The following is a 24,776-nucleotide window of genomic DNA, read 5'->3' on the forward strand; positions in this document are numbered from 1 at the left end:
AAAGAAGAAGTAAAAGCAGATAAAAAACCGGAAGAAGAAAAAGAAGTCAAAAAGGAAGAAGAAAAAAAATCGGGAAGAGGCAACGAACTTAAGCTCAAGGTCGTTGGAACAGTAGATTTGGAAGCTAAAGAAAAAGAAAAGAAAGAAAGAGGAGAAAAAGCCAGAAAAGAAGCAGCAGATAAGAAAACCTCTGATGAAGATAAAGCAAAGGAAGTTGCTGCTAAGAAAGAAGAGAGTGCGAAGCAAGAAGAGAAGAAAGTAAAAGATCCTGAAAAGGAAGCAAAAGATAAAGAAGAATCTAAAAAAGATGCTCCTAAAGAAAGGGAAAAAGAAGTTATAGATAAGCATGAAACTCAGAGAGTTACCTTAACCGGCCCAAAGCTTATTCGTACGGTTGATCTTAAAGGTTTTGAAAAACCAAAAAAATCAGAAACCCAGAAAACGGATAGTAGTAAAGAAGACGACATTCAGAAAAGAAAAAGAAAGAGAAAGAGATTATCTCGTCCGGTAAAACCAACAGATCCATCTAAAAAGCCGGCAAGTGGAACGGGCGCTTCGGGAAGATTTTCCAGAGATGATAAAAGGGCACCAAAAAGAGGTTCAAAAGATGATGCGCAACCACAGGTTTCTGAAAAAGAAATTGAACAAAAAATAAAAGATACTATAGCCAAAATTACCGGAGGCGGAAAAGGCAAAACTTCACGTAGTAAACTTAGGAAGCAAAAAAGAGAGTCTAAAGTTGAGGATGAATCTCAGGAAGAAACAACAATAAAAAAATTAGAAGTTACTGAGTTTATATCGGTAAGTGAGCTTGCAAGCATTATGGATGCGAATGTAGGCGAAGTAATAAAGACTTGTCTGGATATGGGAATCATTGTTTCTATCAACCAACGTTTGGATGCGGAGGTGATAGAGCTGGTAGCTGATGAGTTTGGATTCGATGTCAAATTTATTGATGTTACTGAAAAACAAGAAGTTGTTGTAGAAGAAGAGGATGATCCTAAAGATCTTGAAGAGAGAGCTCCAATTGTAACAATTATGGGTCACGTTGATCATGGTAAAACATCTTTACTGGATTTTGTGAGAAAAGAAAACGTTGTTGCAGGTGAAGCAGGTGGTATTACTCAGCATATCGGTGCTTATGAAGTTTATACACAATCAGGTAAGAAAGTAGTATTTTTGGATACACCCGGCCACGAAGCCTTTACGGCAATGCGTGCAAGAGGTGCCAAGGCAACTGACATCGCTGTTATTTTGATAGCTGCGGATGATAGTGTGATGCCTCAAACCAAGGAAGCTATCAGTCATGCTCAGGCAGCCGGAGTTCCTATGATATTTGCAATAAATAAAATTGATAAACCCAACGCAGCTCCCGACAAGATTAGAGAGCAACTGTCAGCCATGAATTTATTGGTTGAAGATTGGGGAGGAAAATATCAATCACAGGAAATTTCTGCTAAAAACGGATTAAACATTGATATTTTATTGGAAAAAATCCTCCTTGAAGCGGAAATGCTTGACTTAAAAGCCAACCCTAACAAGAAAGGAAAGGGTATAGTTATAGAAGCAACTCTTGACAAAGGACGTGGTTATACAGCCACTATTTTAGCACAGGAAGGTCAGCTTAATATAGGAGATAATATCGTTTGCGGACCTTATTATGGTAAGATTAAAGCTATGTTTAATGAGAGGGGGGAAAAGAGAAAAAATATCGGACCATCAACCCCAATCCAAATTTTAGGACTAAACGGAGCTCCTCAGGCAGGAGAAATTATAAAAGTTGTTGAATCTGATCAGGAAGCAAAAGGCATAGCTCAAAAACGCATTCAGATTGAACGTGAACAGGGACTTAGAACGAAAAAGCATATTACCCTTGATGAAATTGGAAGAAGATTAGCTTTAGGTACGTTTAAAGAATTGAATGTTATTATAAAAGGCGATGTGGATGGTTCTATTGAAGCACTGGCAGATGCTCTATTGAAACTTTCAACTACCGAAATTCAAGTTAACATCGTTCATAAAGCTGTTGGTGCCATAACTGAAAGTGATGTGTTGCTTGCAACAGCTTCTGATGCTGTAATTATTGGTTTTCAGGTAAGACCTTCGGTAGAAGCAAGAAAGCTTGCAGAAAAAGAAAACTTAGACCTTAGGCTCTATTCAGTAATTTATGATGCAATAGATGAAGTGAAAACTGCCATGGAAGGTATGTTGGAACCGAAAATTGAGGAAAGTATCAAAGGTACTGCAGATGTCAAGGAGGTATTCAAAATCACTAAAGTTGGAACCGTTGCAGGTTGTGTTGTATCAGACGGTAAAATTTACAGAGGTAACAAGCTTCGTTTAATTAGAGATGGTATTGTTATTTACAGTGGAGAAATGCTTGCCTTGAAGCGCTTTAAAGATGATGTAAAAGAAGTCTTTAGCGGTCAGGAGTGTGGACTGAGTATTAAAGACTATAACGATATCAAAGTTGGTGACGTACTGGAAGCCTTTGAAGAAAAAGAGGTGAAAAGAAAGCTGTAATCAATAAATTTGCTTTTGAAAAAAATATTTAGCAGGTATTCAAATAGATATATTGACAGTTTTCCTATTATATTTGCTGCTGTTTTACCATTCCATCAACTCTTAGGTTCTTTTCCGGTATCATCTTACTTGATTGCCCTACTGTTAGTATTACTTCCTTACAAGATATTTATTCAGCATCAGGACTTATCGAAGAGTTATATTAAAAGGTGTATGCCACAGATACTTTTAGTAACTCTTTTTATTATAAGTCTTTTATGGTCTCGAAATATAAGCTATGGTATAGACAAAATTGTATTATATCTGCCCTTTCTAATTTTTCCACTATATTTTTCAATAAAACCGGATTTTAAATTTAAAAAAGTAAAATCTGCTTTTGTAATATCTAACTTTACAGCAATTGTGTATTGTTTTCTTTTCACAGCAGTAATATATTTTTACAATGAGGACTCTACAATAAGGCAGTTTCAATATTCAGCACTTTCAGCCCCTCTTAGCTTACACCCCACATATTTTTCATTCTACATCATCACGGCGGCACTTTTCATTTACTATAGTATTTATAAAGCAGGGGTTAACAGAAAAAGAGCTGTTATCTCTTTGGCTTTATTATTTCTCTTTTTAGTTTTTATCATTCTACTATCTTCCAGAGTAGCTATATTAATAGGTGTTCCTTTGTTTATTTACTTTTTTTACAAAATTTGTAATGTACTTTTTAGTAAAACAGTTGCAAATACCGGCCTAGTCATTTTATTTGTAATTGTTTTAGTTGCAGTTTTTTCAGCTCCGACAACATTTGATCGACTTAGTGAGGCAACAAATGTATTAATAGGTGAAGAAGATATTTCAGATGCCCGGTCTTTAAGCAATAGAAAAACTTCATGGTCTGCTGCTGTTCATATTATTTCTTCACATCCTTTTTTAGGTATCGGGATAGGTGATATGGGTGATATGATGAATGAAAGATATTTGGAAAAAAACAGGGAGGATTTGGCGTCAAGAAGTTTAAATACACACAATCAGTTTCTTCAGTCCGGCTTAGCTATCGGACTGTCGGCAATAATAATTCTCTTTTGGTTAATTATCAAAAACGTAAAATATGCCTTTAAGAGAAAGGCGTACTATTTTTTAATATGGACATTAACATTAACAGCTGTAATGCTTACAGAGTCTATTTTTGAAACACAAGCCGGGGTCTTATTTATCGCCTTTTTCTTGGCGATGTTTATTTATAAATTATTTCAGGAAGAGGAAATTGAAAAGGCTGAATTAAACAGCGAAACTTTCACCACAGGCACATGAGCGGGAAGCGTTCGGATTATTGAAGTAAAAACCTTTTCCTTCAATTCCATCAGAAAAGTCCAGTGTGGTGTTACATATATATAAGAAGCTTTTCAAGTCTGTAACTAATTTAATGCCATTATTTTCGAAGACCTGATCGTCTGCCTTTAAATTATTATCGAACTTCATATCGTAAGAAAAACCACTGCATCCACCACTAACCACTTCGACTCTAACAAAATGTTCGGATCCCATTTTCTCTTTTTTCTTAATCTCTTCTATTTTAGTTTTCGCTTTTTCTGATACAAATAGCATGAATGATATTTTTTTAATAAACCAAGAACGTATTCAAATGGTTCAAATTATTTATTTAGTATGGTAAACTCAACTCTTCTGTTCATTTGTCTTCCTTCCTCAGTATCATTTGTAGCCACAGGCTTATTTTTACCGTAACCTTTGCTTTCTATTCTGCCCAGAGGTATACCGTTTTCTCTTAGATAGTTTTTAACGGCTGCGGCTCTGTCTTCAGAAAGCTTGAGATTAAACGAATCTGAACCTACATTATCGGTATGTCCGGATATTTTGATAATAACTTTTGGGTTTTCGCTTAAAAACCGGATAATTCTATTTAGCTCAGGAAAAGATTCACTTCTGAGTGATGCTTTTGCAAAATCAAAAAAGATGTTATTTAGTCTAACGATTTGTCCAACTTCTATAGGCACCATCATCAAATCTCTTTCTAATTCACGGTAAGAGTCCACTTCTGTCAAATCTAAGTTATCTGATACAGATAAAAAGCCCGGCACTTCTGCCAGTATACCATAATTTTTACCATATGGAAGTACTATTTGAAATCGACCGCTTCCCGGGCTGCTGCTCGCTATACCGCTTTCTGTACCTTCCGGTAAAGTTTCATATGAAATTCTTGCCTCTAATGGTTCTCCGGTTTTGGCGTTTATTACCCTGCCCGAAAAAACAACTACCGGATCCGGCTGATGTTCCTTAGTCAGCTTCACACGCACTATATCACCTCCGCCATAAGAATCCTGATAAGAAACCATATAAGCATATTCACCTTTTGCATCTATTGAATAGTATCCATCCCATTCAGGAGTGTTAATCGGCGGACCTAAATTCACAGGTTCAGACCACTTTTGCCAGGTATCGTCTAATCTGCGGGTTCTGTAGATATCACTCGAGCCTAAACCTTCAGGTCTGTCACTGGCAAAATAAAGTGTAACGCCATCAGAAGCTAAAAAAGGAGCAGTTTCATTATAGTTTGTGTTCACTTTACCCCCTAAAGCTATGGGTTCAGACCAAATTCCTTCTTCCGATTCTAAAAAACTTACGTACAGATTGTTTTTTACGCCATTTCTTCTTTCGCTGAAGTCTATGAGCAATACTCTGTTGTCATTACTTAAAAAAGCACCTTGAAAAATCCCCCGGTTCATTCTTTGGAAGTTTCTTATAAAAACCTGTTTAGGCTCTGACCAGCCACTACTAGTTTTTCTAACAAAAGAAAAACCTCTTCCGGTATAATTTCCTCTTTCATAAGCACCGTTAATCAATAAAGTATTTCCATCCGGGGTAACGCTGATTACACTATTATAACGCGCTTTGTTAAAAGGAGCATCTTTTCTCTCAGCTTTTGACCATTCCCCATTTTCATCCATTCGGCTTACCCAAATATCCTGACTCCACTGTTCGGGATCCGGGCTTCCATCCGGACTAAATTTACTATCGGGATGGTTTGAACGAACAAAATATAAAGTTCTTCCATCGGGGGAAATGACAGGAGCCAACTCATCATATTGAGAGTTAATGTTTTGTCCCAGATTCTCGATTCCATATATTGACTCTTCCGGCTTTTCATCAGCATGAACTATATGCTGTAAAACAAAAAAGAAAAGAAAAACCCCGAAATATATTTTTTTACAATCAAAAAAACACATGCTCTATTAAAATTTAATCCTTACAAAAATACAACATACAAACATATAAAAAGCTATTTAGGAAAATCTGCCGCTTTTAAAAAGTTTATCATTGACAAAAAATAAGTACTCAGTAGTTTCATTTCATTCACGAACAAACAACAGACTTGTTGTTTGTTAAGAAAATTATTATTATTATTGAAGGATGAAAAAATTATATTTTTTACTGATAACCTGTGTATTCTACATATTTATTTCTGGAATTATTACAGAGAACGTTTATGCTCAGGATAATAATTTTGTGAAATTACCAAATGCTTTTTCTCCAAATGGGGATAATATCAATGATGTTTGGGTTTGGGAGGCTGAACAAATTGAAATGTTTCAAATCCATATTTATGACCGATGGGGGAAACTTATATTCCGTTCTTCTGATATAGATCAGGGTTGGGATGGCAATGATATGAGCGGAAATCCCGTGGCACTTGACACATATATTTATTACATAGAAGGTAGAAAAGCCGGCCATGGAAATTTCTTACAAAAAGGTTCTGTACTTCTTTTACGTTAATTTGTTTTTATGAAAAAGGTATTTTCTGTTCTATTTTTTTCCTTTTTGTTTTTTAGTTTACGTTCGCAGGACTTACACTTTAGTCAGGCAATAAATACACCCGTTTTTACGAATCCTGCCTTTACGGGTCTTTACGATGGAGAAGTAAGGGTTGGGTTAATTTACCGTGACCAATGGCAAAGCATATCGGGTTTTAGAACATTTGGGGCAGCTACAGACCTTAGAATAATTGGTGCTCAAAGAGGCAATCGTTTCTTTTGGTCGGGGATTGGCTTGTATGTATTAACAGATCAGGGAGGAGGAGGACTTTTAAATACAACAAAGGTTGGAGCTAGCTTAGGGCTTCACTTTAGTGCTTCCGACAATACTTTAATAAGTCTGGGTTTTCAGGCAGGAAATACTCAGCGGAGTGTTAACTTCAGTGATTTGACATTTAGCACACAATCAACAGGTAATGGCTTTGATCCGGGGATTCAGTCACTGGAACCGCCACAGGGGTTTACCAATATTTCTTATTTAGAGTATAATGCCGGGATTAACCTAAGGCAGGTTATTCAAAATGATCAATTTGCTTTTAATATCGGAGGGTCTGTGTTCAGGTTTAATAATCCAACTGAATCTTTTTATTCGGATTTTGAAGGAAAGGAAATCAGTGAAAGGCAATTCGGTTTTAACGGACTTTTAGGATTCGAAATCAGCCCTACAGAAAATTTTGATATAATTCCTTTTTTCATGTACAGACAACAAGATATGTACAGTCAAATTTTAGGGATGCTAATTTTTCAAATTCATATTCAAAATTTTATACTTGCTCCGGGAAGCGCTTACAGACATGAAGATGCTGTAATACCTTATATGGGTTTCTATTATAGAAATGCTAAGCTCGGTATTAGTTATGATATAAATATTTCAGAGCTTTCAACGGCTAGTAATATGCAGGGAGGTCCCGAAATTTCACTTTCCTATACAGCAAATCTCGAAGATTTTGGGATAAATACGCGCCGTTCCGGAATCAGACAGGTGCCATGCCCTAAATGGTAGTTAAAATTTAGTTTTTTTTGAAGCAAGGTAATTTTTAAAACCGAATCTGCGTTTGTCCATTAAGTTTTCCCCTTACTGCTAAAAAAATTGCAGGAAAACCTTAATTTCGTTAAATACATAATGTAAAACCCTAAAAATACTCATATGAGAAATCTTTTCCGCTTAATAATAATAAGTACAGTATTTACTTTATTTCAGTTTGCCCAACCTTCTCAGGCCTATGGTTTTGAAGGAGTTTTTAATATGAATATTAAACATTCGGATGATAAAACACCGAAAAGTCTTCATGATTTGACCTTTTATTTAAAAGACACTCGCGGTAAACTCGAAATGAAAAATGAACAAGGTGTTGTTGCAGCATCTGTGATTTGGAATACAGCAAAAGATGAAATCATGATACTGACAGATCAGGATGGTCAGAAAATGGCGTTAAAGGCCAGCTTTTCTATGTGGAATATGATGCAGGATCAGTTAGTTTCAATGGCGGATTATGATATGCCGGGAGACGAAGAGGATTTTAAATGGCGCAAAACCAACGAAAGAAAGATCATAGATGGTGTCAATTGTGTAAAGCATATTGGTGAAAGTGATGAGTATAAAATGGAAGCATGGGTCACTTCTGAAATGAGGTTTCCTCAGGAAGCACTTGCACCCTTTATAAATTCAATGCCGGCACTTGCAAACTTTCAGGGTTTGGATGATGGTTTTATGAAACAAGCCAGAGTAATTGGAAAAAAAGACAATACTGTTTTAGACATTAACAATTCTGTTAAGAGAGAGGAAGTTGCTGAAGATAAATTAAGTACACCAAGAGGTTATATGGTGATGGATATCGGCAGAATGTTACAACAAATGTCTGAGATGGATGAGGAAACCAGCAAGAGGTTCTTTGAACAAATGTTTCAGGGTAGATAAAAGTGGTTAATCACTTTTTAGAAATAATTTCGGTATCCAAAGTGAATTTTGCCATTTCTGAATTCAATCGGATTCTCAAGTTGGCGACCGAGAGCGTAACTTACTCCGAATATACCGGCTGCCGTTTCAAAGGTTAGTCCGGCACCGAAACCAAAGGGGTAATCTCTTTTAAAAGGGTCTTCCCGTAAGGGGTTTTCTAAAAAAGCGCCGTCTGCAAAGAGGTAAGCATAGGAATTCGTCTCAAGAATATATCTAAGTTCAAGTGTAAACAAATGGTAGTTTGAAGTAAAAATCGAAGCTTCATCAAAGCCTCTGAGTATTCTGTTTCCTCCGATTATAAAAAGCTCGTTTTCCAGCAGGTCGTCATTGGAAAAGATTACTCCTCCCCTCATACCGGTTTTTATTACAAATCTGTGTGCCGGGTTCCAAAACCTTCTTAGATGATACTTTATGCGATAGTTAATGGTAGCATCTTCTTTGTCACTGTATAAAAATTCAAAGTTTTCCCCCGGGTTTTCCGGATCATTAATATTTACTATGGTATTATTTCTGACAATATTTCTAAGTCCTATTGCACCTTCTAAAAAAGAAGCCCACCCTCTGGTCGGATTAAACCGATAATCAAGAGCCTCATAGTTAAGTTTTAAACCATAAATATTTTCACTTCTGTCAAGCCGGGAAGGCAAACTCCTGCTTTGCAGTATTTGCTGTGTATCAACACTTAGAATATTGGTTGAGCTATTCCTTACAAAAGCCTCTAAATAGTTATTCCCACCCATTAAATACTGAATTCCGAGTTCCCGATGCAAATCAAGGTATAAAGTATCTCTTTTGTACAACTCAAATTCAACATCTATACCGAAAGGAAGTCCCAGCAAATATGGATATTGAAAATGAACTTCGAGATTTTGTGTGCGAGCCTGCAAACGTTGCCAGTCAAGGTATAACCGGCTTCCCCTTCCAAAAGGATTCATCAGCTCCAGGTTTGCTTCTCCGGTGATTACCGCCCTGCCGGTGATTTCGTTATTCGGTAAAACACCAACCAGAAAATTAAACCTACTGGCATTTCTGTTTCTTAACTGCAATACAAGTCGCGCTTTTTCATTAGTAAAAAAAACAACCGGCTCACTTATTATTTCGATAAAAGGCAGATCCCGTAACCTTCGGCCTACTTGTTTAACAGCTCTTTCGTCATAAACTCTGCCCTCTTTGATATTTAGGTAGTTGCTCAAATAGTTTTTGTGTATTCTGGGTTCGCCCAGTAGTTCTATGGTATCGTATAAAATGAGATTGTTTTTTTCATAAATCAGCTGTGCAGAAATGGAATTATTTTCTATTTCTACACTATCGAGTTTTACTTTTGCAAAAGGATATCCGTTTTGTTCACTAAAACGAAGTATTCTGTCAATCAGTCGTTGAAAACGGGCCGGATTGAATACATTATCTTCAAACTGATGCTCCCGTATTCTTAGATTACTCATCAGAAAAGGATCTGTTTCATCAAAGGATAACTTAATCCATTTGAAGGTTTCTCCGGATATAAAAACCACACTTGCCGTATCATCTTCAACCGTAAAATCATCAAAGGTAGCGGTAAGATAACCATCACCGTAAAAGTCGGATAAGCTCCTGCTTAGCGCTTGCTTCAGTAAGTTAATATGTTGGTAAGACTTTTCTAAATTTAAATCATCAGGGCTTACTGAATGACCTTCTTCATTAAGAATCTTCAGGTAAACTCTATCATTTGCTTTCGTAAATGAAGCGGAGCAGAAAAACAGTAGAAAAAAAATAAAAAAAAATAATTTATACAATTGCCCATGATTTAGGATGCGAACAACATAACGAGAAACAGCTTGTTATGATGCTTTATTATTAATTTTTTTATCGGCTTTTTTTAATTCTTCATCTATTTGTCCGTTAAGAGTATGCCAAAACATAACAAAGTCGGATCCCAGGCTGTAAAGTGGATAAGTAAAAGTTGCAGGTTTATTTTTTTCAAAGAAAAAGTGACCGACCCAGGCAAAGCCGTAACCTACAAAAGGCAGTAATATCAAAAGCCAGTAATTGGAAAAAATAAATGCAGAAAACAAAAGCACAAAAAACAGCAAAGTGCCTGTAAAATGAAGTTCCCTGCAAACAGAATCTGAATGTTCCGTAAGGTAATAGGGGTAGAATTCCCAAAAACTTTTATATTTTTTTTCTTCACCCATCAACACTAATTTACAAAAAACTTATTTATTTTTCTCTTTTTCTATTTCCTTCTGTCTCTCTATTTCTTTTTCTTTATCTCTTTCTATTGATTTTATTTTTTTCATGTCGTTATCGAAATCATCATGGAATGTTTGATTCCAGAGTTTTGCCCCATCTCTATATGCAGTTAATCCAATAACATGAGCAGCGACGGAAAGCGAGAATAAAAGAAAGAGTATCAGTCCGAAGACTTTTAGCATGATAATGGTATCATTAAAATGTATCACCACTGCTGTCATAATCGCCCCAACACCCATAGTAACGGCTTTAGTCACAACAGACATGCGTGTATAAGTATCCGGCATAGTAAGAATTCCAAGTCCGGCAATAGAAATAAAGCCAACACCGATTAGTACCAGTAAAAGAATTAAAATTTCAGCGACTACTATCATCTCCGGATCCTTTGTTGATATAAAATGAGAAAGCTATGGCACCGATAAAGACAACCAAAGACAAAATTAAAACTACATCTATATAAGCTTTATTATTTGAAACCATTGAGAAGACACCTAAAAAGCCGATTACCATACAAGTTAGAACATCAAATGCAGTTACTCTGTCTGCAAGATGAGGACCTCTAATGAGTCGTATTATTACAAAAATAGAGGTAATCGCCATTAGCAACATGAAAATAACAAGTATGATTTCAAAATAGGTCATATTCTAATCGGATAGTTCTTTTAGTTTATCTACAAAATTTTCATTGATTTCCTCTCTTGCATCATTTAAAACATCTTCAACAGAGTTAACTTCAGAGCGTTTTTTTCTGAAATACATTTCATGAATATACATAGAGTATTTGGTTTCTGTATCTATTTTTTCTGCATCCGGTAAAAAGTTTTCTCTTACAATCAGGCATAGGGTTCCCGGAGTAAAAGTAATTAGAATGCCAAGAGCTACTATATCTCTTTCTTTTTCGAAATCTAAATCTAATCGCATTAGTGCAGGACGGGTTTTTATATCCGTAACGTTAATTACATCTTTGGCAACCCGGATATTTGAAATAATTACTTGTTTTAGAATAACGACCAAAAACCTTAAAAAAACAGGTATTTTATAGAAATAACGGGGACTGTAGAAATATGCAGGCAGATAAATCGCTAAAAAACTGAAAAAAAATACAATTAAAAAAACCAAAGGTTTTGTCAAATCCCAGGGAGCGCTTTCACCTACAAAATAAGTTAAGTTTAGCGCCAGAATTATATTTAATATCAGTAATTGCATTTAGTTTGCAGGTTTAGTTACATTTTCAAAATAAATAGCCGGATTCGAAATTTGTTCAGCTGCTTTTGCAGATACCTGATACAATGGTTCAGCATATAGTCCGATAAATAAAACAACAACAGTTAAAATAATCAGCGGTACCCACATTTTAGTCAATCCGTTTACAGGCATAGTGACTAACGGTTCTTCTGTTTCATCTATTTTGTTCTTAAATACAGGCAACTTCTTCCAGAAGACTTCATTCCATATTTTTGTCATGGAATAAAGGGTAAACAAAGATACACCTAAAGATACAGCAATTATAAAGTATTGTTCAGCTTCAAGTCCGGCCTTAACCAGAATAAACTTTCCCCAAAACCCTGAAAAAGGCGGTAATCCGGCTAATGACATAGCCAATATAAAAAAGACGATGGACAGCCATGGGTTTTTTAAATAAAAGCCACCCAGCTTTTTTAAGTCATAGGTATTATTGTATTTATAAACTATCCCGGCAACTAAAAAAAGTGAAGACTTTACCAAAATGTTGTGAACAATAAAAAAAACAACCCCCGTAAAAGCCAAAGGGGTAAAAATGGCTAAACCCATGAGCATGTACCCAATCTGACTAATTATATGAAAGGATAGTAAACGCCTGAATTCAAACTGTACTGCGGCTCCCAGTACCCCGACAACCATAGTTAAGCCACTTATGGTCAAAATGATTGTTTTCGTAAAAATCGGGTCATGCGTAAAAATCAGAGTAAATACTCTAACCATCGCATAGATGCCTACTTTTGTTAATAAACCTGCAAAAATTGCTGAAATTGCTATCGGCGGGGTGTGATAGGATGCAGGAAGCCAAAAGAACAGAGGGAAGACCGCAGCTTTAATTCCAAAGGACACAAAAAAGAAAACTCCGGCTAATGAAAGCCTTCCCGGAGCATCTATATTTATAGCCTTTTGGTGTAAATCTGCAAAATTTAAACTTCCGGTGATGCTGTATATGGTTCCAACTCCTGCCAAAAAAATAGCAGAAGCTATAAAGTTTAAGGTTACATACTTAATGGCTCCTTCCAGCTGGTCTCTTTTTCCACCCAAAGCCAATAAGACAAAAGAAGAAATCAGCATGATTTCAAACCATACATAAAGGTTAAAAATGTCTGTAGTTAAAAATGCTCCAATGATACCAAATATGAGAAAGTGCCACAAAGCAAAAAATCCGTAGCTTTTCCGGTTTTCATCCATAGCGGAAGATGCATACATAACCGCACAGGCGCTTAAGAGCGTCGAGGTAAGGATTAAAATTACACTGAAGTAATCTGCGGCAAAGAGAATTCCAAAGGGAAACTGCCACCCCCCCAAGCCTACTACTACATAATCATGGATAGTGACCTGATGAAACAGAAGAATTGCAGAAGCAAAAGTAAGTATACTTCCGACTGTTGAAATGTAATTCTGAACATTGGGCTTGCCCCAAAAAATTAAACAACTGATAGCTGTTAATAAGGGCAGGAATAATGTTGTTAATAAAACTATATAATCCATTAGCAAACTCTTTGTTCGAGTGGTGCAAATTTCTTAAATTATTACCAAACTTTTTGATTATTCCGTAAAATCAGCTAAAACTTAAATTTATTTTTAAATACTTAGACTTTTGTCCATATCCGGGTATTCAGATTAAACTCCTCTACAACAGATATTGCCAGATATAAATCCTCATAATATTCCTTGATATGGTCAATGTTAACCAGTGAGCTGAAAAGGGATGGTTCAAACAAATCTTTGCTCATGCTGATGGCGATATTAATACTTGCATTTGTAAAAGAAATGCTAAAAGGCCTCCTGGGATTTTGTTCCCGAAAGTCTTTAATATACTGCATCATGGAAGGAGTTAGCAGGTAGAAAGCTTCTGTTCTTACGGAAGCATATACATTAAAAGCTTTATTGAACTCAACATCCTCCATTTTTACCGAAGATGGTCTGGAAATAGATTGTGATAATCGACTCAGTCCCGAAAAAATACCCATTGAGCTATTGGGCATAACAAAAGTTTCTCCCTCAAAATTTTTATTAAAATCCGCAATTAAAAACAAGCCTTTAAAAATAGTGGAATAAGTAGTGCGACCCTTACTGTCAGTTCGTTTTTGCTGAGCAAACACTTCCGAGAACCGAATTGCCGTTTTGTCTATTTTGCCCCAGACTAAATCATCTCCCTTATATTTATTCGGATAGGTGCTAAAAAGTTTACTGTTAATAAAGTCGTTTTTAGGGATGCTTCTAGCCGGGTCATATTGAAGAGTGCTGTCAATAAAGTGAATAAGCTTTCTTACTATATCATTTTTAAAGCTTTTTTTCAGTTTATTGAATATCGGAACGGTTGCTATCGCCATTGCAATTATCCCTATAAATATAATCCCGAAAATGACAATAGCCTCAGCATAGCCCAAAACCAAAACCAATAAAATAAGTCCTATAATGCTTAAAAAAATGCGTAACCCCCGGCTGAATATTTTTTTTCTTTTAGCTTCCAGTTTTTCCAGATCAGCTTTTAAATCCTGTTCATAGAAATTTTCGAACTCCTGAATATTTTTCATACACTTAACTTTTTAAATGTTTTAAGGCTTCTTTTCGACTTAAGTTACTAAGTTCAACTTTTTCACAAAATTGAACAACCCATGTAGGGTTTGTTTTGGCATATTCTCTTAAAACCCAACCAATTGCTTTTCGAATAAAAAACTCTTTGGAATGCTGATGCCTCAAAATATATTTTTCAAGCAGCTCAGTGTTTGTGGATTCCTTATACTTTAGTTGAAAAAGTATGCTGCTTCTTTGCAACCAGATGTTATTACTTTTATTCCAATTTCCGGTTTTTTCTGTTATCAGTGCAGGAAATTTTTTAAAAAAAGATCCGCTTAAATTGCTACTCAGGTAATCAACAGTGTCCCACCATGAGCGGTTTGTAATCATAAACTCTATAGATCTTAAACTGTTTTCAGTCCAATTCTTTTCCATTTTTTTCATAATTTCCATAGCAAAATAGTGACATTCACGCTGGGGCAATTCGAATAGTGATTCGATAACCTGTTCTGTGTCATCTAATTCAGGAAGTCCGTGTTGTTTGATAAAAGCTCTGTCAAGCTTTCTTCTATCGGGGTGTCTGATTCCAAAAAAATCAAAATGGTTTCTCATGTATTTAGACATACTTTCTGCCTGAATAGGATGCCGGTGTTTTTCATAAAAGGCTGCTAATGTATTTGCATAGTAGTGCATGAGCATATCTATTAGAAGTAACTATTTTAGTATTAAGAAAAACCTTAAGCAGGAAAAAAAATCATCCTGCAAAAAAAATCATTTTAGTTGGTAAATAGATTTCAGATTTCTTCCATAACCATCATAATCCAATCCGTAACCTACTACGAAACGATTTGGAATTTCAAAACCGATATAGTCCGCTTTTATATCCACTTGTAAAGACTCTGGTTTAATCAAAAGGCTGCAAATTGAGATACTTTTCGGTTCATTTGCTTTAATAACCGGTAAAAACTTTTTAAGAGTAAAGCCTGTGTCTATAATATCTTCTATAATAATTACGTGCCTGTCTTTTACGTTTGTATCCAGACCAAGTAGTGTCAAAACCTTACCACTGGATTGTGTGCCTATGTATGAGGCTAATTTTACAAAAGTGATTTCAGAGTTAATATGCAACTGCTTCATCAGGTCCGCGGCAAACATAAAAGAGCCATTTAAAACAGCAATGAAAACCGGATTTTTATCCTTAAAGTCTTCAGAAAGTTGCACTGCAATATTTTTAACTCTTGCTAATATAGTTTCTTCAGATAAGTAAGGAATAAATTCTTTATCTTTTACTTGTATGGACAGTTTTTCATTACTCATTATTCTTTTATCCTGATTTGTTTTCCAACGCTGAGGTTGTCAGACTGAAGGTTATTCCATTGCCTGATTTGGTTTACGGTTACATTATATTTTCGAGATATAGAAAACAGGGTTTCGCCGCGCTCAACGGTATGATATTTATTTGTATCCTGATTTGTTTGAGTAGGCGTTGCAGTTCTTTCTGAAGTAACTTCTTTATGACCAACTACTAAACGCTGCCCTACGGAAAGAGCATTATTTGACAAGTTGTTCCATTTATTCAGGTTTTCAACACTGACATTATACTTTCTTGAAATAGCAAAAAGTGTTTCGCCTGCCGTCACGGTATGCGTAATTTTTTCAGTGACGGTAGTCGTTTCTGTTGCCGGTCTGCTTTGCTGTGTTTGATGTTGCGTTTGAGTTTGAGGCTCAGCAGCGGATTCAGCCTTTTTAGAAATAACTAATCTGTCTCCCGGGCTAATCGAGGCACCATCTAATCGATTTAGTGCTTGTAATTCATTAACGGGAACATCATACTTTCTTGAAATGGCAAAAAGCGTTTCTCCGGCAGCCACAACGTGATAAACAGTTTCCTTTTGCTCATCCGACGTAGCACTTGATTGCGTTTCATCCTGAGGAATTCTCGGACCGGGCTGGCTTTCAACCAAATCTTCCAGGTTTTCATCGGACATGGTAACCTCTTCAAGCTCTTCTTCAATATGGCTTTCCGTATCTTCAACAGTGGTTTCAGGAGCGGCAGCTTCCACTCTTTCTTCGTTCACCGAAGAGGAAATAACCTCTCTTTTATCTGTTTGATCCGGTTCAGTAATACTAATAAATATTTCAGGTCTTCTCTCTTCTCTTGCCAAAGGTTTATCCTTAATTTTTTCTTCGGCCTTTTCAGCAGTAAGCTGTATTTGTTTAACCTCTTCTTCTGTTCTTAGTTTAGGTGTTTCATGTCTTCTTCCTCTTAAAACCAATCGTTCGCCCGTTGCGGCCTCATCCCCTTCGTCCATTCTATTTCTCCTTAACAAGCGGTTTAAACGAATACCTTGCTTTTGAGAAATGCTCCACATGTCTTCATTATCTTTGACTATATGAAAGCGGTCATTGCCTCTTCTTCTTTTAGGTTGCAGATAAACCCTTTCTCCTGCATTTAAAGAGTACTCATCATCAGAACTTAAATCATTATATCTCAAAAGCCTGTTAAGCCTTACCCCATGAGCCATTGCAATATCAAAATAGGTTTCCCCGGCTTGCGCAACTACAGTTTTAATATTATTGAAGGTGAATATTTGGTCTGCATAATCCTCTATAGTTTTAGAGCGATCCGTTTCCGATGCCTGTAATCTGGTGGTTCCTTCACTATCTAGCAGGTGCAAATTTCTTTCTTCTATAAGACGGATTAACAAATTTGCATAATTGGGGTTGGTTGCGTAACCGGCTCTTTGAAGACCTCTGGCCCAGTTTTTATAATCTTTTGGACTTAAATCAAACAGAAAAGAATAGCGTGGTCGAGTGGTTAAAAACTCACTATGGTCTTTAAAAGAATCTTCTACTCTTCTGTATTTTCGGAAACATTCATTTGCTTCGTCATCATCCATTCTGACAGATGGACCGGTCCACCCAACATGGCACTTTATTCCAAAATGATTGTTTGCTGTTGTTGCAAGCTGGCTGTTACCAAAACCGGATTCTAAAATAGCTTGAGCCATTTTTATACTGGCCGGAATTCCGGTTCTTTCCATTTCTTTTACTGCCAAAGGGCTGTATGTTTCAATATACTGCTCCATTGAAATACGACGCAGCTCCACCTGAGCATTTGTATACCCGGTGTTGAATAAAATAAATCCGAAAATAAAAACTTGTAAAACCTTTCTCATGTTTAGTAAACATTTTAATGTTCAAAAGTATTAAAAATAACTCTAACCGTATTGATTTATTATCACCAACAACTTACTCTATGCCCTAAATAGTATACGATTTGTAAAATTGACTAAGTAAGATTTTAGGAAAAGCTAAATTTTACAGCCTGAATCGCTTCCGGATGCAGAGATAAAGCAACGGGACAGTTTTTAGCAGCATTTTCCAGCATTTTTTTATCTTTTTCCGATAAATTTTCCCCTTTTATGTTCAAAAATACTTCAATCTTAGAAATTCGTCTTGGCTCAGCAGCCATATGTTTATGAACATCTGCTTTAATTTCTGAGACGGCTAAATCCTTTTCCTGAATTAAAATACCCATGATTGTGATCATACAGTTAGCCAGCGAAGTAGCGGCTAAGTCTGTTGGAGAGAAAGCTTCACCCTTCCCTTTGTTGTCCGTAGGTGCATCAGTCAGGATTTTGGAACCACTTTTCAGGTGCAAAGATTCGCAACGAAGGTTTTTTGTATAAGTAACCCTTGATATTAACATTTTTTTTCGGTAAAAATAAGACTTTAAATTAAGTATAAGCAGAGCAAAAACTTTTTAAGTTTATTTCTTATTTTTGAATATTGAAACAATTTTCATTTCTCTTCCGTTGTTTAATGTAATTCAGCCAATATGTTTTTAAAAAAAGGTTTTTGTTCGGCTATATTTTTTTTAATTATCCCTTTTTTTGCATTAAGCCAAAGCCGGGGTAATCCAACCGAGATTTTGTATAATAACGAAAGAAGCGGAGGAGCATCTATTTCTACAAATGGCTGGTCTGTATTTTACGAAACGGGAAAAATACAAACGATAAATTCTACAAGAATATGGTCTTTCGAGTTTGCTCAATTGAAGCATGCTAAAGAAAGAAAACAACCCGCAGAGCTTACTTTTACCGGTTCTTTTTTTGAAAACAAAAGAGATTTTTTCTATGGTAAACAAAATAACTTTTACACCTTTCGGGTAGGTTACGGCTTTAAAAGAATGTTGGGAGATCGTGCCAATAAGAGTGGGGTAAGGGTTTCTTACACTTATATGGGAGGGCTTAGCTTAGGTATCTTAAAGCCTTATTATCTTAATTTGGTTTACCAAAATAGAGACACACAAAACCGATTTGAAATAAGGCCGGAAAGGTACACCGATGAAAATGCAGCAAAGTATCTGGATTGGTTTTCAATAAGTGGAGCAAGCCCTTTTCGATATGGCCTGAATGAGATAGAGCCGGTTCCCGGAGTTTTTGGAAGAGTTGGTTTACACTTTGACTGGGCTGCGATGGATGAGTTTATTACAGCCCTAGAACTGGGTGTTAATTTGGATGTTTTCTATAAAAACATTCCAATCATGATTACTGAGGATAATAAACCTTACTTTTTAGGAGGTTATTTACAATTAAAATTTGGAAAGAGAACTAATTAATATAATGATAGAATTACCGGTAGTAAATAAAAAAGAAGAAAGAAGACAAAAGCCGAATTGGTTACGTGTAAAATTACCTACAGGCGAAAATTATAAGCATGTTCGCAAACTGGTAGACGAATATAAACTTCATACAATTTGTGAAAGCGGAAACTGTCCTAATATGGGAGAGTGCTGGGGAGCAGGTACTGCAACATTCATGATATTGGGTAATGTTTGTACGCGCTCATGCTCTTTTTGTGCAGTTGCTACAGGCAGACCAAGAGAACTTGATTATGATGAGCCAAGAAGAGTAGCGGAAGCAGTTAAACTAATGGAAGTAAAGCACTGCGTATTAACATCTATAAATGTTGATAATATTAAGCATGGAGGTGCTCCAATTTGGGCCGAAACGGTTCGGCAAATAAGGCTTTTAAGTCCGGGCACGACTATAGAAACTCTTATCCCTGACTTTAAAGGTTATGAACCCAGTATTGACATGATGATAGAAGTGATGCCGGAAGTAGTTTCTCACAATATGGAAACGGCAGAAAGACTATACAGACTGGTAAGGCCTCAGGCCAAATATCAAAGAAGCTTGAATGTTATCAAAAGGCTGAAGGATGGTGGTTGTCGAACAAAGTCAGGATTTATGCTTGGATTGGGTGAAAAAGAAGAAGAAGTTTACAAACTGATGGACGATTTACTGGAACATGGTTGCGATGTGTTAACAATTGGTCAGTATTTGCAACCCACAAAGATGCACCTGAATGTTGCAGAATATATAACTCCGGAGACATTTGCAAAATACAAGGAAATTGGTTTACAAAAAGGCTTTGATTTTGTAGAAAGCGGTCCTTTGGTCAGATCTTCCTACCATGCTGAAAGGCATTTATAGAAGACAAAATAAAAATAAAAAAATGCCGGGTTAATTTAATCCGGCATTTTTATTTAGAATGAAAGAAGTTTACTTTAATGGATATAATCAATGCTATGAATGCCAGTCCGATTGTCAAAACCTCTGTTAAAGTATCTGATAGCCTAATTCCAATTAAGCGATCAATTAAATAAGTTACATAAGAACCCGGCAGGCCTACTTCACCCATTTCCCGGAGTATGGTCCAGTGCCAGTCAGTAAGCGGACAATAGCCCCAACCATACCAGATTCCCAAAATAAACCATGAAGCAAAGGTTAAGCCCAGGACGATAAGATGAGCTTTACGCAGAGGTTTCCATATCCAGGCAAATAAATTAAACAGGATTAAAATAAAATGAAAAATCAGGAAAAAATAATCCAATACAGGATAGTAGGCTTCCATTTCATTTTGATTTAAAAAGTGCTTAAAAAAGCAATCTGAAACTATCTTCTGTGTAAAGGTACCACAGGGCCTGTTTCAGGTATAAATATCATTGCATTATATCGCAAAGGCAATACAGATGGCACATAATTTCCGAGCCGTTCTCTTTCAGGATGATAAATAACTCCAATAGCCCGGTGGCCAATTCTGTTTAGCCAATCGTTGTTTTCACTCAATTCCTCTTCCATTATGAAGTAAAAAGACTTGTTTGAAGAAATACCATTTAACAGATTTTCCAAGCTTCCTGAAATTCCTTCCGGAACATCAAAAACTCTTCTTTGCCCCTCCCATTCAGAAGCAGCCATAACCCGACCTCTGTGGGTAGAAAACCCAACGGCATATACCTTTTTAATTCCGTATTTTTCTTTACTTAAATGCCCTATATTAACCTGACCATTCAAACGCATATCTGTGGCAGATGCATCTCCAATGTGGGTGTTGTGAGCCCATACAATTCCGGCAGAATTATTACTATACTTTTCCTGGAGCCTCAGAACTGTTTCAAACATATGTACAGCGCGGGCATTCCATGACTCATCTTGACCACTTATATTGAGTCTGTAATGAGCTTCTGCAGCTTTTACTACATAAATATTTTGCATTAAATAAAAGTATTTTTCAGGATTTCCTCTCTTAAGGTCTTGTAAATTACTCTTGACAATACTGTAAACTTCACTAATTGGTCTTTCACAGGATTCTCCACCCTGAGCTACCTGACGAATATAATCCCCTACTCTGTCACGAAAATCCATAAAACATTTTAATCGCTCCTGCACCTCCGGCGATATATCCGGCTTATGAGCTCTAACTACTCTAATGATTTCTCGTGCAGATTGCTGTTCGCCATAAGCATCCATACCATAAAAGCCAATTCTTTCAGCGGGCTCTTTGTCTTTATTATAGTTTCTCAGCCACTCAACAAAATCGGCTACTTCGTTATTTGCCCACATCCACAAAGGCCAACGCTCAATTTCTCTCAATACATTACGGGCATTTCCGTCGCGGTTGGATTTATGTTTTACATAATTATTCACATCATAAAGGCTTGCCCAGTCTCCTTCTACAGCTATAAACCCATAGTTGCCGCTTTTTACAAGCTCTTTGGTAATTTCAGCCCGCCAGGAATAAAATTCGGAAGTTCCATGAGAAGCTTCGCCTAATAAAACCAGTTCTCGTTTTCCGATGTCATCAATAAGTTTTTTCAACTCATGAGTTCGTTCAAAATAAACTTTTCTTTCTTCAATTCCTTTTATTAATTCTTTGTTTTCTGATTGTACACTTAACTCTCCGCTAAAGGCGGTTTGGGAGAAAAAGACTAAGAAAAGGCCTAATAGAAATGATTTGCTGACAATAATTTTGTTCATGATTTTATTTTAATGGTTTAAAATACTAAACATTTTTGCTCAGGATTTATTCTCAAAGCTATAAAACTTTAGTTTAAGCTGAATATTTTCTTTATAAGATAAATTCATTTAAGATAAAAAAACTTTGGAAAAATTATAAAGTCATTGATTAGATTTGCATATATTGATTAAATGAACCCAAGCGAAAGGATGAAAGCGCTTTCAGAAGCATTAAGAAATAATATAGAAGGAGATATCCTTACCGACGAACTAAGTCGTAATATTTATGCAACAGATGCTTCTGTTTATAAAGAGTTGCCACTTATTGTTGCATACCCAAAACACAAAAAAGATATACAGGAAATTGTAAAACTTGCCGGCAGCTATGATACTCCTGTTATCCCCAGAAGTGGAGGAACGAGTTTAGCAGGTCAATGTGTGGGCTCCGGAATTATCCTGGATGTTTCCAGGTATATGTGTGGGATTTTAGAGGTAGATGAAACCGATAGATGGGCAAGGGTCCAGCCGGGAGTAATTCGAGATGAACTGAATTTCATTTTAAAGGAAAAAAACTTATTTTTTGGCCCTAATACCAGTACAGCCAATAGAGCTATGATAGGCGGAATGGCCGGAAATAACTCCAGTGGTTCTTATTCACTGGTTTATGGAACGACGAGAGACCATGTGATAGAATTGGAGATGGTTTTGCAAGATGGAAATCTTTATCGTTTTAAAAACATTGATTTAGAAAGCTTTAATGAAAAGTGTAATCAAAGTGATTTTGAAGGAGAACTATATCGTCATATTCACAAGCTTCTAACTGATGAAAACACCAAAGAACTTATAAGCAGAGTTTTTCCTAAAAAAAGTATTCACAGAAGAAACTCCGGCTATGCATTGGATACACTCCTGGATTCCGCTCCATTTGGAGGGAAAGAGCCCTTTAATTTTTGCAAACTTTTATGCGGCACAGAAGGTACTCTTGGAATTATAACCGAAATTAAAGTTAATCTTTCTCCCCTCCCTCCTCCTTGCAGTGTTTTAATTGGAGTACATTTTGAAAGTATACAGTCAGCACTGGATTCTGTTATCATGATTTTAGGTCACAAGCCCAGAGCTGTGGAGCTGATGGACAAAATAATTCTGGATTGCACAAAAGAAAATATAGCTCAGCAATCCAATCGTTTTTTTATAAAAGGTGATCCGGAAGCAATCTTACTGATTGAGTTTGCTGATGAAACGGACAATTTGGTTGATGAAGCAGGAAGAGCGTTAATTACTGAATTAACGGAAAATGAAATCGGTTATCACTATGCTGTTTTAAAAAATGAAAATATACATAAGGCCTGGACATTACGGGCTGCCGGTCTTGGAGTTTTATCAAATATCAAGGGGGATTCTAAACCGGTGGCAGTGGTTGAAGATACTGCTGTAGACCCTACAGATTTAAGTGCATATATAGCAGAGTTTTCAAAATTAATGCATTTGTATGGACAGAAAGCAGTTTATTATGCCCATGCAGGTGCCGGGGAGCTGCACTTAAGACCAATTTTAAATTTGAAAGAAAAGTCTGATGTAAAAAAATTCAGAGATATCGCCCGGGATTCTGCCTTATTGGTAAAAAAATATAATGGTTCATTAAGTGGTGAGCATGGCGATGGAAGAGTGCGTTCTGAATTTATTGAAACCGTTATGGGAAAAGAGGCTGTCACTCTATTTGAATCGGTCAAAGATACCTGGGATCCAAAGGGAATTTTTAATCCGGGAAAGAAAGTCCGGCCCGTAAAAATGGATGAAAATTTACGTTATGAATCCGGAGAAGCTACTAAAGAAATTAATACAAAACTCAGCTTTGAAGAATCCGGTGGTTTTTTAAGGGCAGTGGAAAAGTGTAATGGATCGGGTGACTGTAGAAAACTCGCGCTTAGTGGTGGCACAATGTGCCCAAGTTACATGGCCTCCCGGAATGAAAAAGACACAACCAGAGCCAGAGCAAACGCCCTCAGACAATATTTAACTAAAAGTAAAAAAGAAAATCCCTTTGATGAAAAAGATTTAATGGAGGTGCTGGACTTGTGCATATCTTGCAAAGGCTGTAGTTCAGAATGTCCTTCAAATGTTGATATGGCATCTATGAAAGCTGAATTTCTGCACCAATATTATCTCACAAACCCCATCCCTTTCCGAAGTCGGCTCTTTGCTTCTTTGAACAGCATTAATAAAACGGCTACTCATTTCTCGGGTCTTTCTAACTGGATGATGAATAACAGCCCTTTTTCAAAAGGGATTAAAAATATGCTTGGAATAAGCCCCGGGAGAAAACTTCCTGAATTAAGCGGCAATGACTTAGTAAAATGGTGGAAAAAAAATAAATCAAAATATGCTCCCAAAGCTAAAAAGGGAACCGTCTACTTCTTTACAGATGAATTTACCCGATTCAATGATACAAATATTGGTCAAAAAGCGATTCTTTTAATATCGGCTTTAGGCTATGAAGTAGTTATTCCGGAGCATGAGGAAAGTGGACGAATTCATATATCCAAAGGGTTTTTGGATAGAGCCGCCATCTTAGCTGAAAAAAATGTTAAAGTTTTTAGTGAATTTATTTCTGAAAACTCACCATTGATAGGCACTGAACCATCGGCGATTTTTACTTTTAGGGATGAATACCCTAAATTGGTTAAAGCATCTATGGTAAAGGATGCAAAAAAAATAAAAGCAAACACATTCACGGTGGAGGAGTGGTTGTCCGGCTTATTAATCGAACAAAAAGATCTTTCAAAATTATTTAAACCTCAAAAAGGTTTTACCTATCATTATCATGGTCATTGTCATGAGAAATCACTTTCACAAAAAGGGCTGACTCCAACCCTTTTTCAGTCACTTTTAGAAGTGAATCTATTCAATATACCTTCCGGTTGCTGCGGTATGGCCGGTTCTTTTGGTTATGAGAAAGAGCACTATGAGTTTTCTGAAAAAATTGCCGAATTAGTACTGCTGCCCTATATCAGAAAGCTCTCTGAACAGGACATTATTTTAGCATCAGGTACCAGTTGCCGGCATCAGATTAGAGATTTTACTGAAAGGGTTGCCTTACATCCGGTTGAAGTTTTGTTTGAGGCATTGAAAGAAAAACCGGAATTTTAGCGATTTACCAATTTGGATAATTTAAACATTTAT

Annotated in this window: 23 protein-coding genes; 8 read left to right on the top strand and 15 right to left on the bottom strand. The window is 36.4% G+C overall.

All coding sequences use genetic code 11. The features are described from left to right. Both EA412_03685 and EA412_03690 read left to right on the top strand, forming a co-directional pair. On the top strand, window positions 1–2,523 hold a 2,523-nt coding region (locus EA412_03685; protein ID TVR81064.1), incomplete at its 5' end, for a translation initiation factor IF-2. Between the two features lie 15 nt (window positions 2,524–2,538). Further along, entirely contained in the window at window positions 2,539–3,825 is a 1,287-nt protein-coding gene (locus EA412_03690; protein TVR81065.1) for a hypothetical protein, read from the top strand. On the opposite strand, the gene EA412_03695 is transcribed toward EA412_03690, so the two are convergent. Both EA412_03695 and EA412_03700 read right to left on the bottom strand, forming a co-directional pair. Continuing rightward, complete coding sequence (locus tag EA412_03695; protein ID TVR81066.1) at window positions 3,793–4,119, bottom strand: iron-sulfur cluster assembly accessory protein; 327 nt, start codon at window positions 4,117–4,119, stop codon at window positions 3,793–3,795. The two genes, EA412_03690 and EA412_03695, sit on opposite strands and share 33 nt — an antisense overlap. A 47-nt stretch (window positions 4,120–4,166) precedes the next feature. Then, window positions 4,167–5,756 carry an OmpA family protein gene (locus EA412_03700; GenBank protein TVR81067.1) on the bottom strand — a complete coding sequence of 530 codons (1,590 nt, stop codon included), beginning with the start codon at window positions 5,754–5,756 and terminating at the stop codon, window positions 4,167–4,169. A 184-nt stretch (window positions 5,757–5,940) separates the two neighbouring features. On the opposite strand from EA412_03700, the gene EA412_03705 reads away from it, so the two are divergent. From EA412_03705 to EA412_03715, 3 genes are all read left to right on the top strand, one after another. Then, entirely contained in the window at window positions 5,941–6,306 is a 366-nt protein-coding gene (locus EA412_03705; protein TVR81068.1) for a gliding motility-associated C-terminal domain-containing protein, read from the top strand. Between the two features lie 9 nt (window positions 6,307–6,315). Further along, window positions 6,316–7,347, top strand: coding sequence for a type IX secretion system membrane protein PorP/SprF (locus tag EA412_03710; protein TVR81069.1), 1,032 nt, complete (start codon window positions 6,316–6,318; stop codon window positions 7,345–7,347). Between the two features lie 144 nt (window positions 7,348–7,491). Then, window positions 7,492–8,262 carry a DUF4412 domain-containing protein gene (locus EA412_03715; protein TVR81070.1) on the top strand — a complete coding sequence of 257 codons (771 nt, stop codon included), beginning with the start codon at window positions 7,492–7,494 and terminating at the stop codon, window positions 8,260–8,262. A gap of 17 nt (window positions 8,263–8,279) precedes the next feature. Here EA412_03715 and EA412_03720 read toward each other — a convergent pair whose 3' ends face one another. The 11 genes from EA412_03720 to EA412_03770 all read right to left on the bottom strand — a co-directional run bounded on the left by EA412_03720 (window position 8,280) and on the right by EA412_03770 (window position 18,004). Beyond that, window positions 8,280–10,073 carry a hypothetical protein gene (locus EA412_03720; GenBank protein ID TVR81071.1) on the bottom strand — a complete coding sequence of 598 codons (1,794 nt, stop codon included), beginning with the start codon at window positions 10,071–10,073 and terminating at the stop codon, window positions 8,280–8,282. 45 nt (window positions 10,074–10,118) lie between these two features. After that, complete coding sequence (locus EA412_03725; GenBank protein ID TVR81072.1) at window positions 10,119–10,472, bottom strand: DUF962 domain-containing protein; 354 nt, start codon at window positions 10,470–10,472, stop codon at window positions 10,119–10,121. Between the two features lie 21 nt (window positions 10,473–10,493). Then, entirely contained in the window at window positions 10,494–10,904 is a 411-nt protein-coding gene (locus EA412_03730; GenBank protein ID TVR81073.1) for a monovalent cation/H(+) antiporter subunit G, read from the bottom strand. Further along, window positions 10,888–11,172 carry a pesticidal protein Cry22Aa gene (locus tag EA412_03735; protein ID TVR81074.1) on the bottom strand — a complete coding sequence of 95 codons (285 nt, stop codon included), beginning with the start codon at window positions 11,170–11,172 and terminating at the stop codon, window positions 10,888–10,890. Before EA412_03735 ends, EA412_03730 begins: the two co-directional genes overlap by 17 nt. Window positions 11,173–11,175: 3 nt before the next feature. Next, a complete protein-coding gene (locus EA412_03740) occupies window positions 11,176–11,736 on the bottom strand; it encodes a hypothetical protein (GenBank protein TVR81075.1) in 561 nt (186 codons plus the stop codon). Beyond that, entirely contained in the window at window positions 11,737–13,260 is a 1,524-nt protein-coding gene (locus EA412_03745; GenBank protein TVR81076.1) for a Na+/H+ antiporter subunit D, read from the bottom strand. A 101-nt stretch (window positions 13,261–13,361) separates the two neighbouring features. Then, window positions 13,362–14,309, bottom strand: coding sequence for a DUF3137 domain-containing protein (locus tag EA412_03750; protein TVR81077.1), 948 nt, complete (start codon window positions 14,307–14,309; stop codon window positions 13,362–13,364). A 4-nt stretch (window positions 14,310–14,313) separates the two neighbouring features. Next, complete coding sequence (locus EA412_03755; protein TVR81097.1) at window positions 14,314–14,985, bottom strand: DNA alkylation repair protein; 672 nt, start codon at window positions 14,983–14,985, stop codon at window positions 14,314–14,316. Window positions 14,986–15,063: 78 nt separating this feature from the next. Beyond that, on the bottom strand, window positions 15,064–15,609 hold the full coding sequence (gene hpt, locus EA412_03760; protein TVR81078.1) for a hypoxanthine phosphoribosyltransferase: 546 nt from the start codon (window positions 15,607–15,609) through the stop codon (window positions 15,064–15,066). Next, window positions 15,609–17,471 (bottom strand): LysM peptidoglycan-binding domain-containing protein, encoded by a 1,863-nt coding sequence (locus EA412_03765; protein TVR81079.1) that lies wholly within the window; start codon window positions 17,469–17,471, stop codon window positions 15,609–15,611. The genes hpt and EA412_03765 overlap by 1 nt, the downstream gene beginning before the upstream one ends. A gap of 125 nt (window positions 17,472–17,596) precedes the next feature. Continuing rightward, window positions 17,597–18,004, bottom strand: coding sequence for an OsmC family peroxiredoxin (locus EA412_03770; GenBank protein TVR81080.1), 408 nt, complete (start codon window positions 18,002–18,004; stop codon window positions 17,597–17,599). 129 nt (window positions 18,005–18,133) lie between these two features. Here EA412_03770 and EA412_03775 point away from each other — a divergent pair, with 129 nt between their 5' ends. Both EA412_03775 and lipA read left to right on the top strand, forming a co-directional pair. Next, window positions 18,134–18,916, top strand: a complete 783-nt coding sequence (locus tag EA412_03775; GenBank protein TVR81081.1) for a hypothetical protein — start codon at window positions 18,134–18,136, stop codon at window positions 18,914–18,916. 4 nt (window positions 18,917–18,920) lie between these two features. After that, a complete protein-coding gene (gene lipA / locus EA412_03780; protein ID TVR81098.1) occupies window positions 18,921–19,793 on the top strand; it encodes a lipoyl synthase in 873 nt (290 codons plus the stop codon). Between the two features lie 49 nt (window positions 19,794–19,842). Here lipA and EA412_03785 read toward each other — a convergent pair whose 3' ends face one another. Next, window positions 19,843–20,214, bottom strand: coding sequence for a DUF2784 family protein (locus EA412_03785; protein ID TVR81082.1), 372 nt, complete (start codon window positions 20,212–20,214; stop codon window positions 19,843–19,845). Window positions 20,215–20,255: 41 nt separating this feature from the next. After that, complete coding sequence (locus tag EA412_03790) at window positions 20,256–21,617, bottom strand: erythromycin esterase family protein (protein TVR81083.1); 1,362 nt, start codon at window positions 21,615–21,617, stop codon at window positions 20,256–20,258. Window positions 21,618–21,788: 171 nt separating this feature from the next. On the opposite strand from EA412_03790, the gene EA412_03795 reads away from it, so the two are divergent. Next, window positions 21,789–24,743 (top strand): FAD-binding oxidoreductase, encoded by a 2,955-nt coding sequence (locus EA412_03795; GenBank protein TVR81084.1) that lies wholly within the window; start codon window positions 21,789–21,791, stop codon window positions 24,741–24,743. Window positions 24,744–24,776: the final 33 nt, after the last annotated feature.

This window comes from Chitinophagaceae bacterium (genome assembly GCA_007695095.1).
Classification (GTDB): Bacteria; Bacteroidota; Bacteroidia; order Chitinophagales; family REEL01; genus REEL01.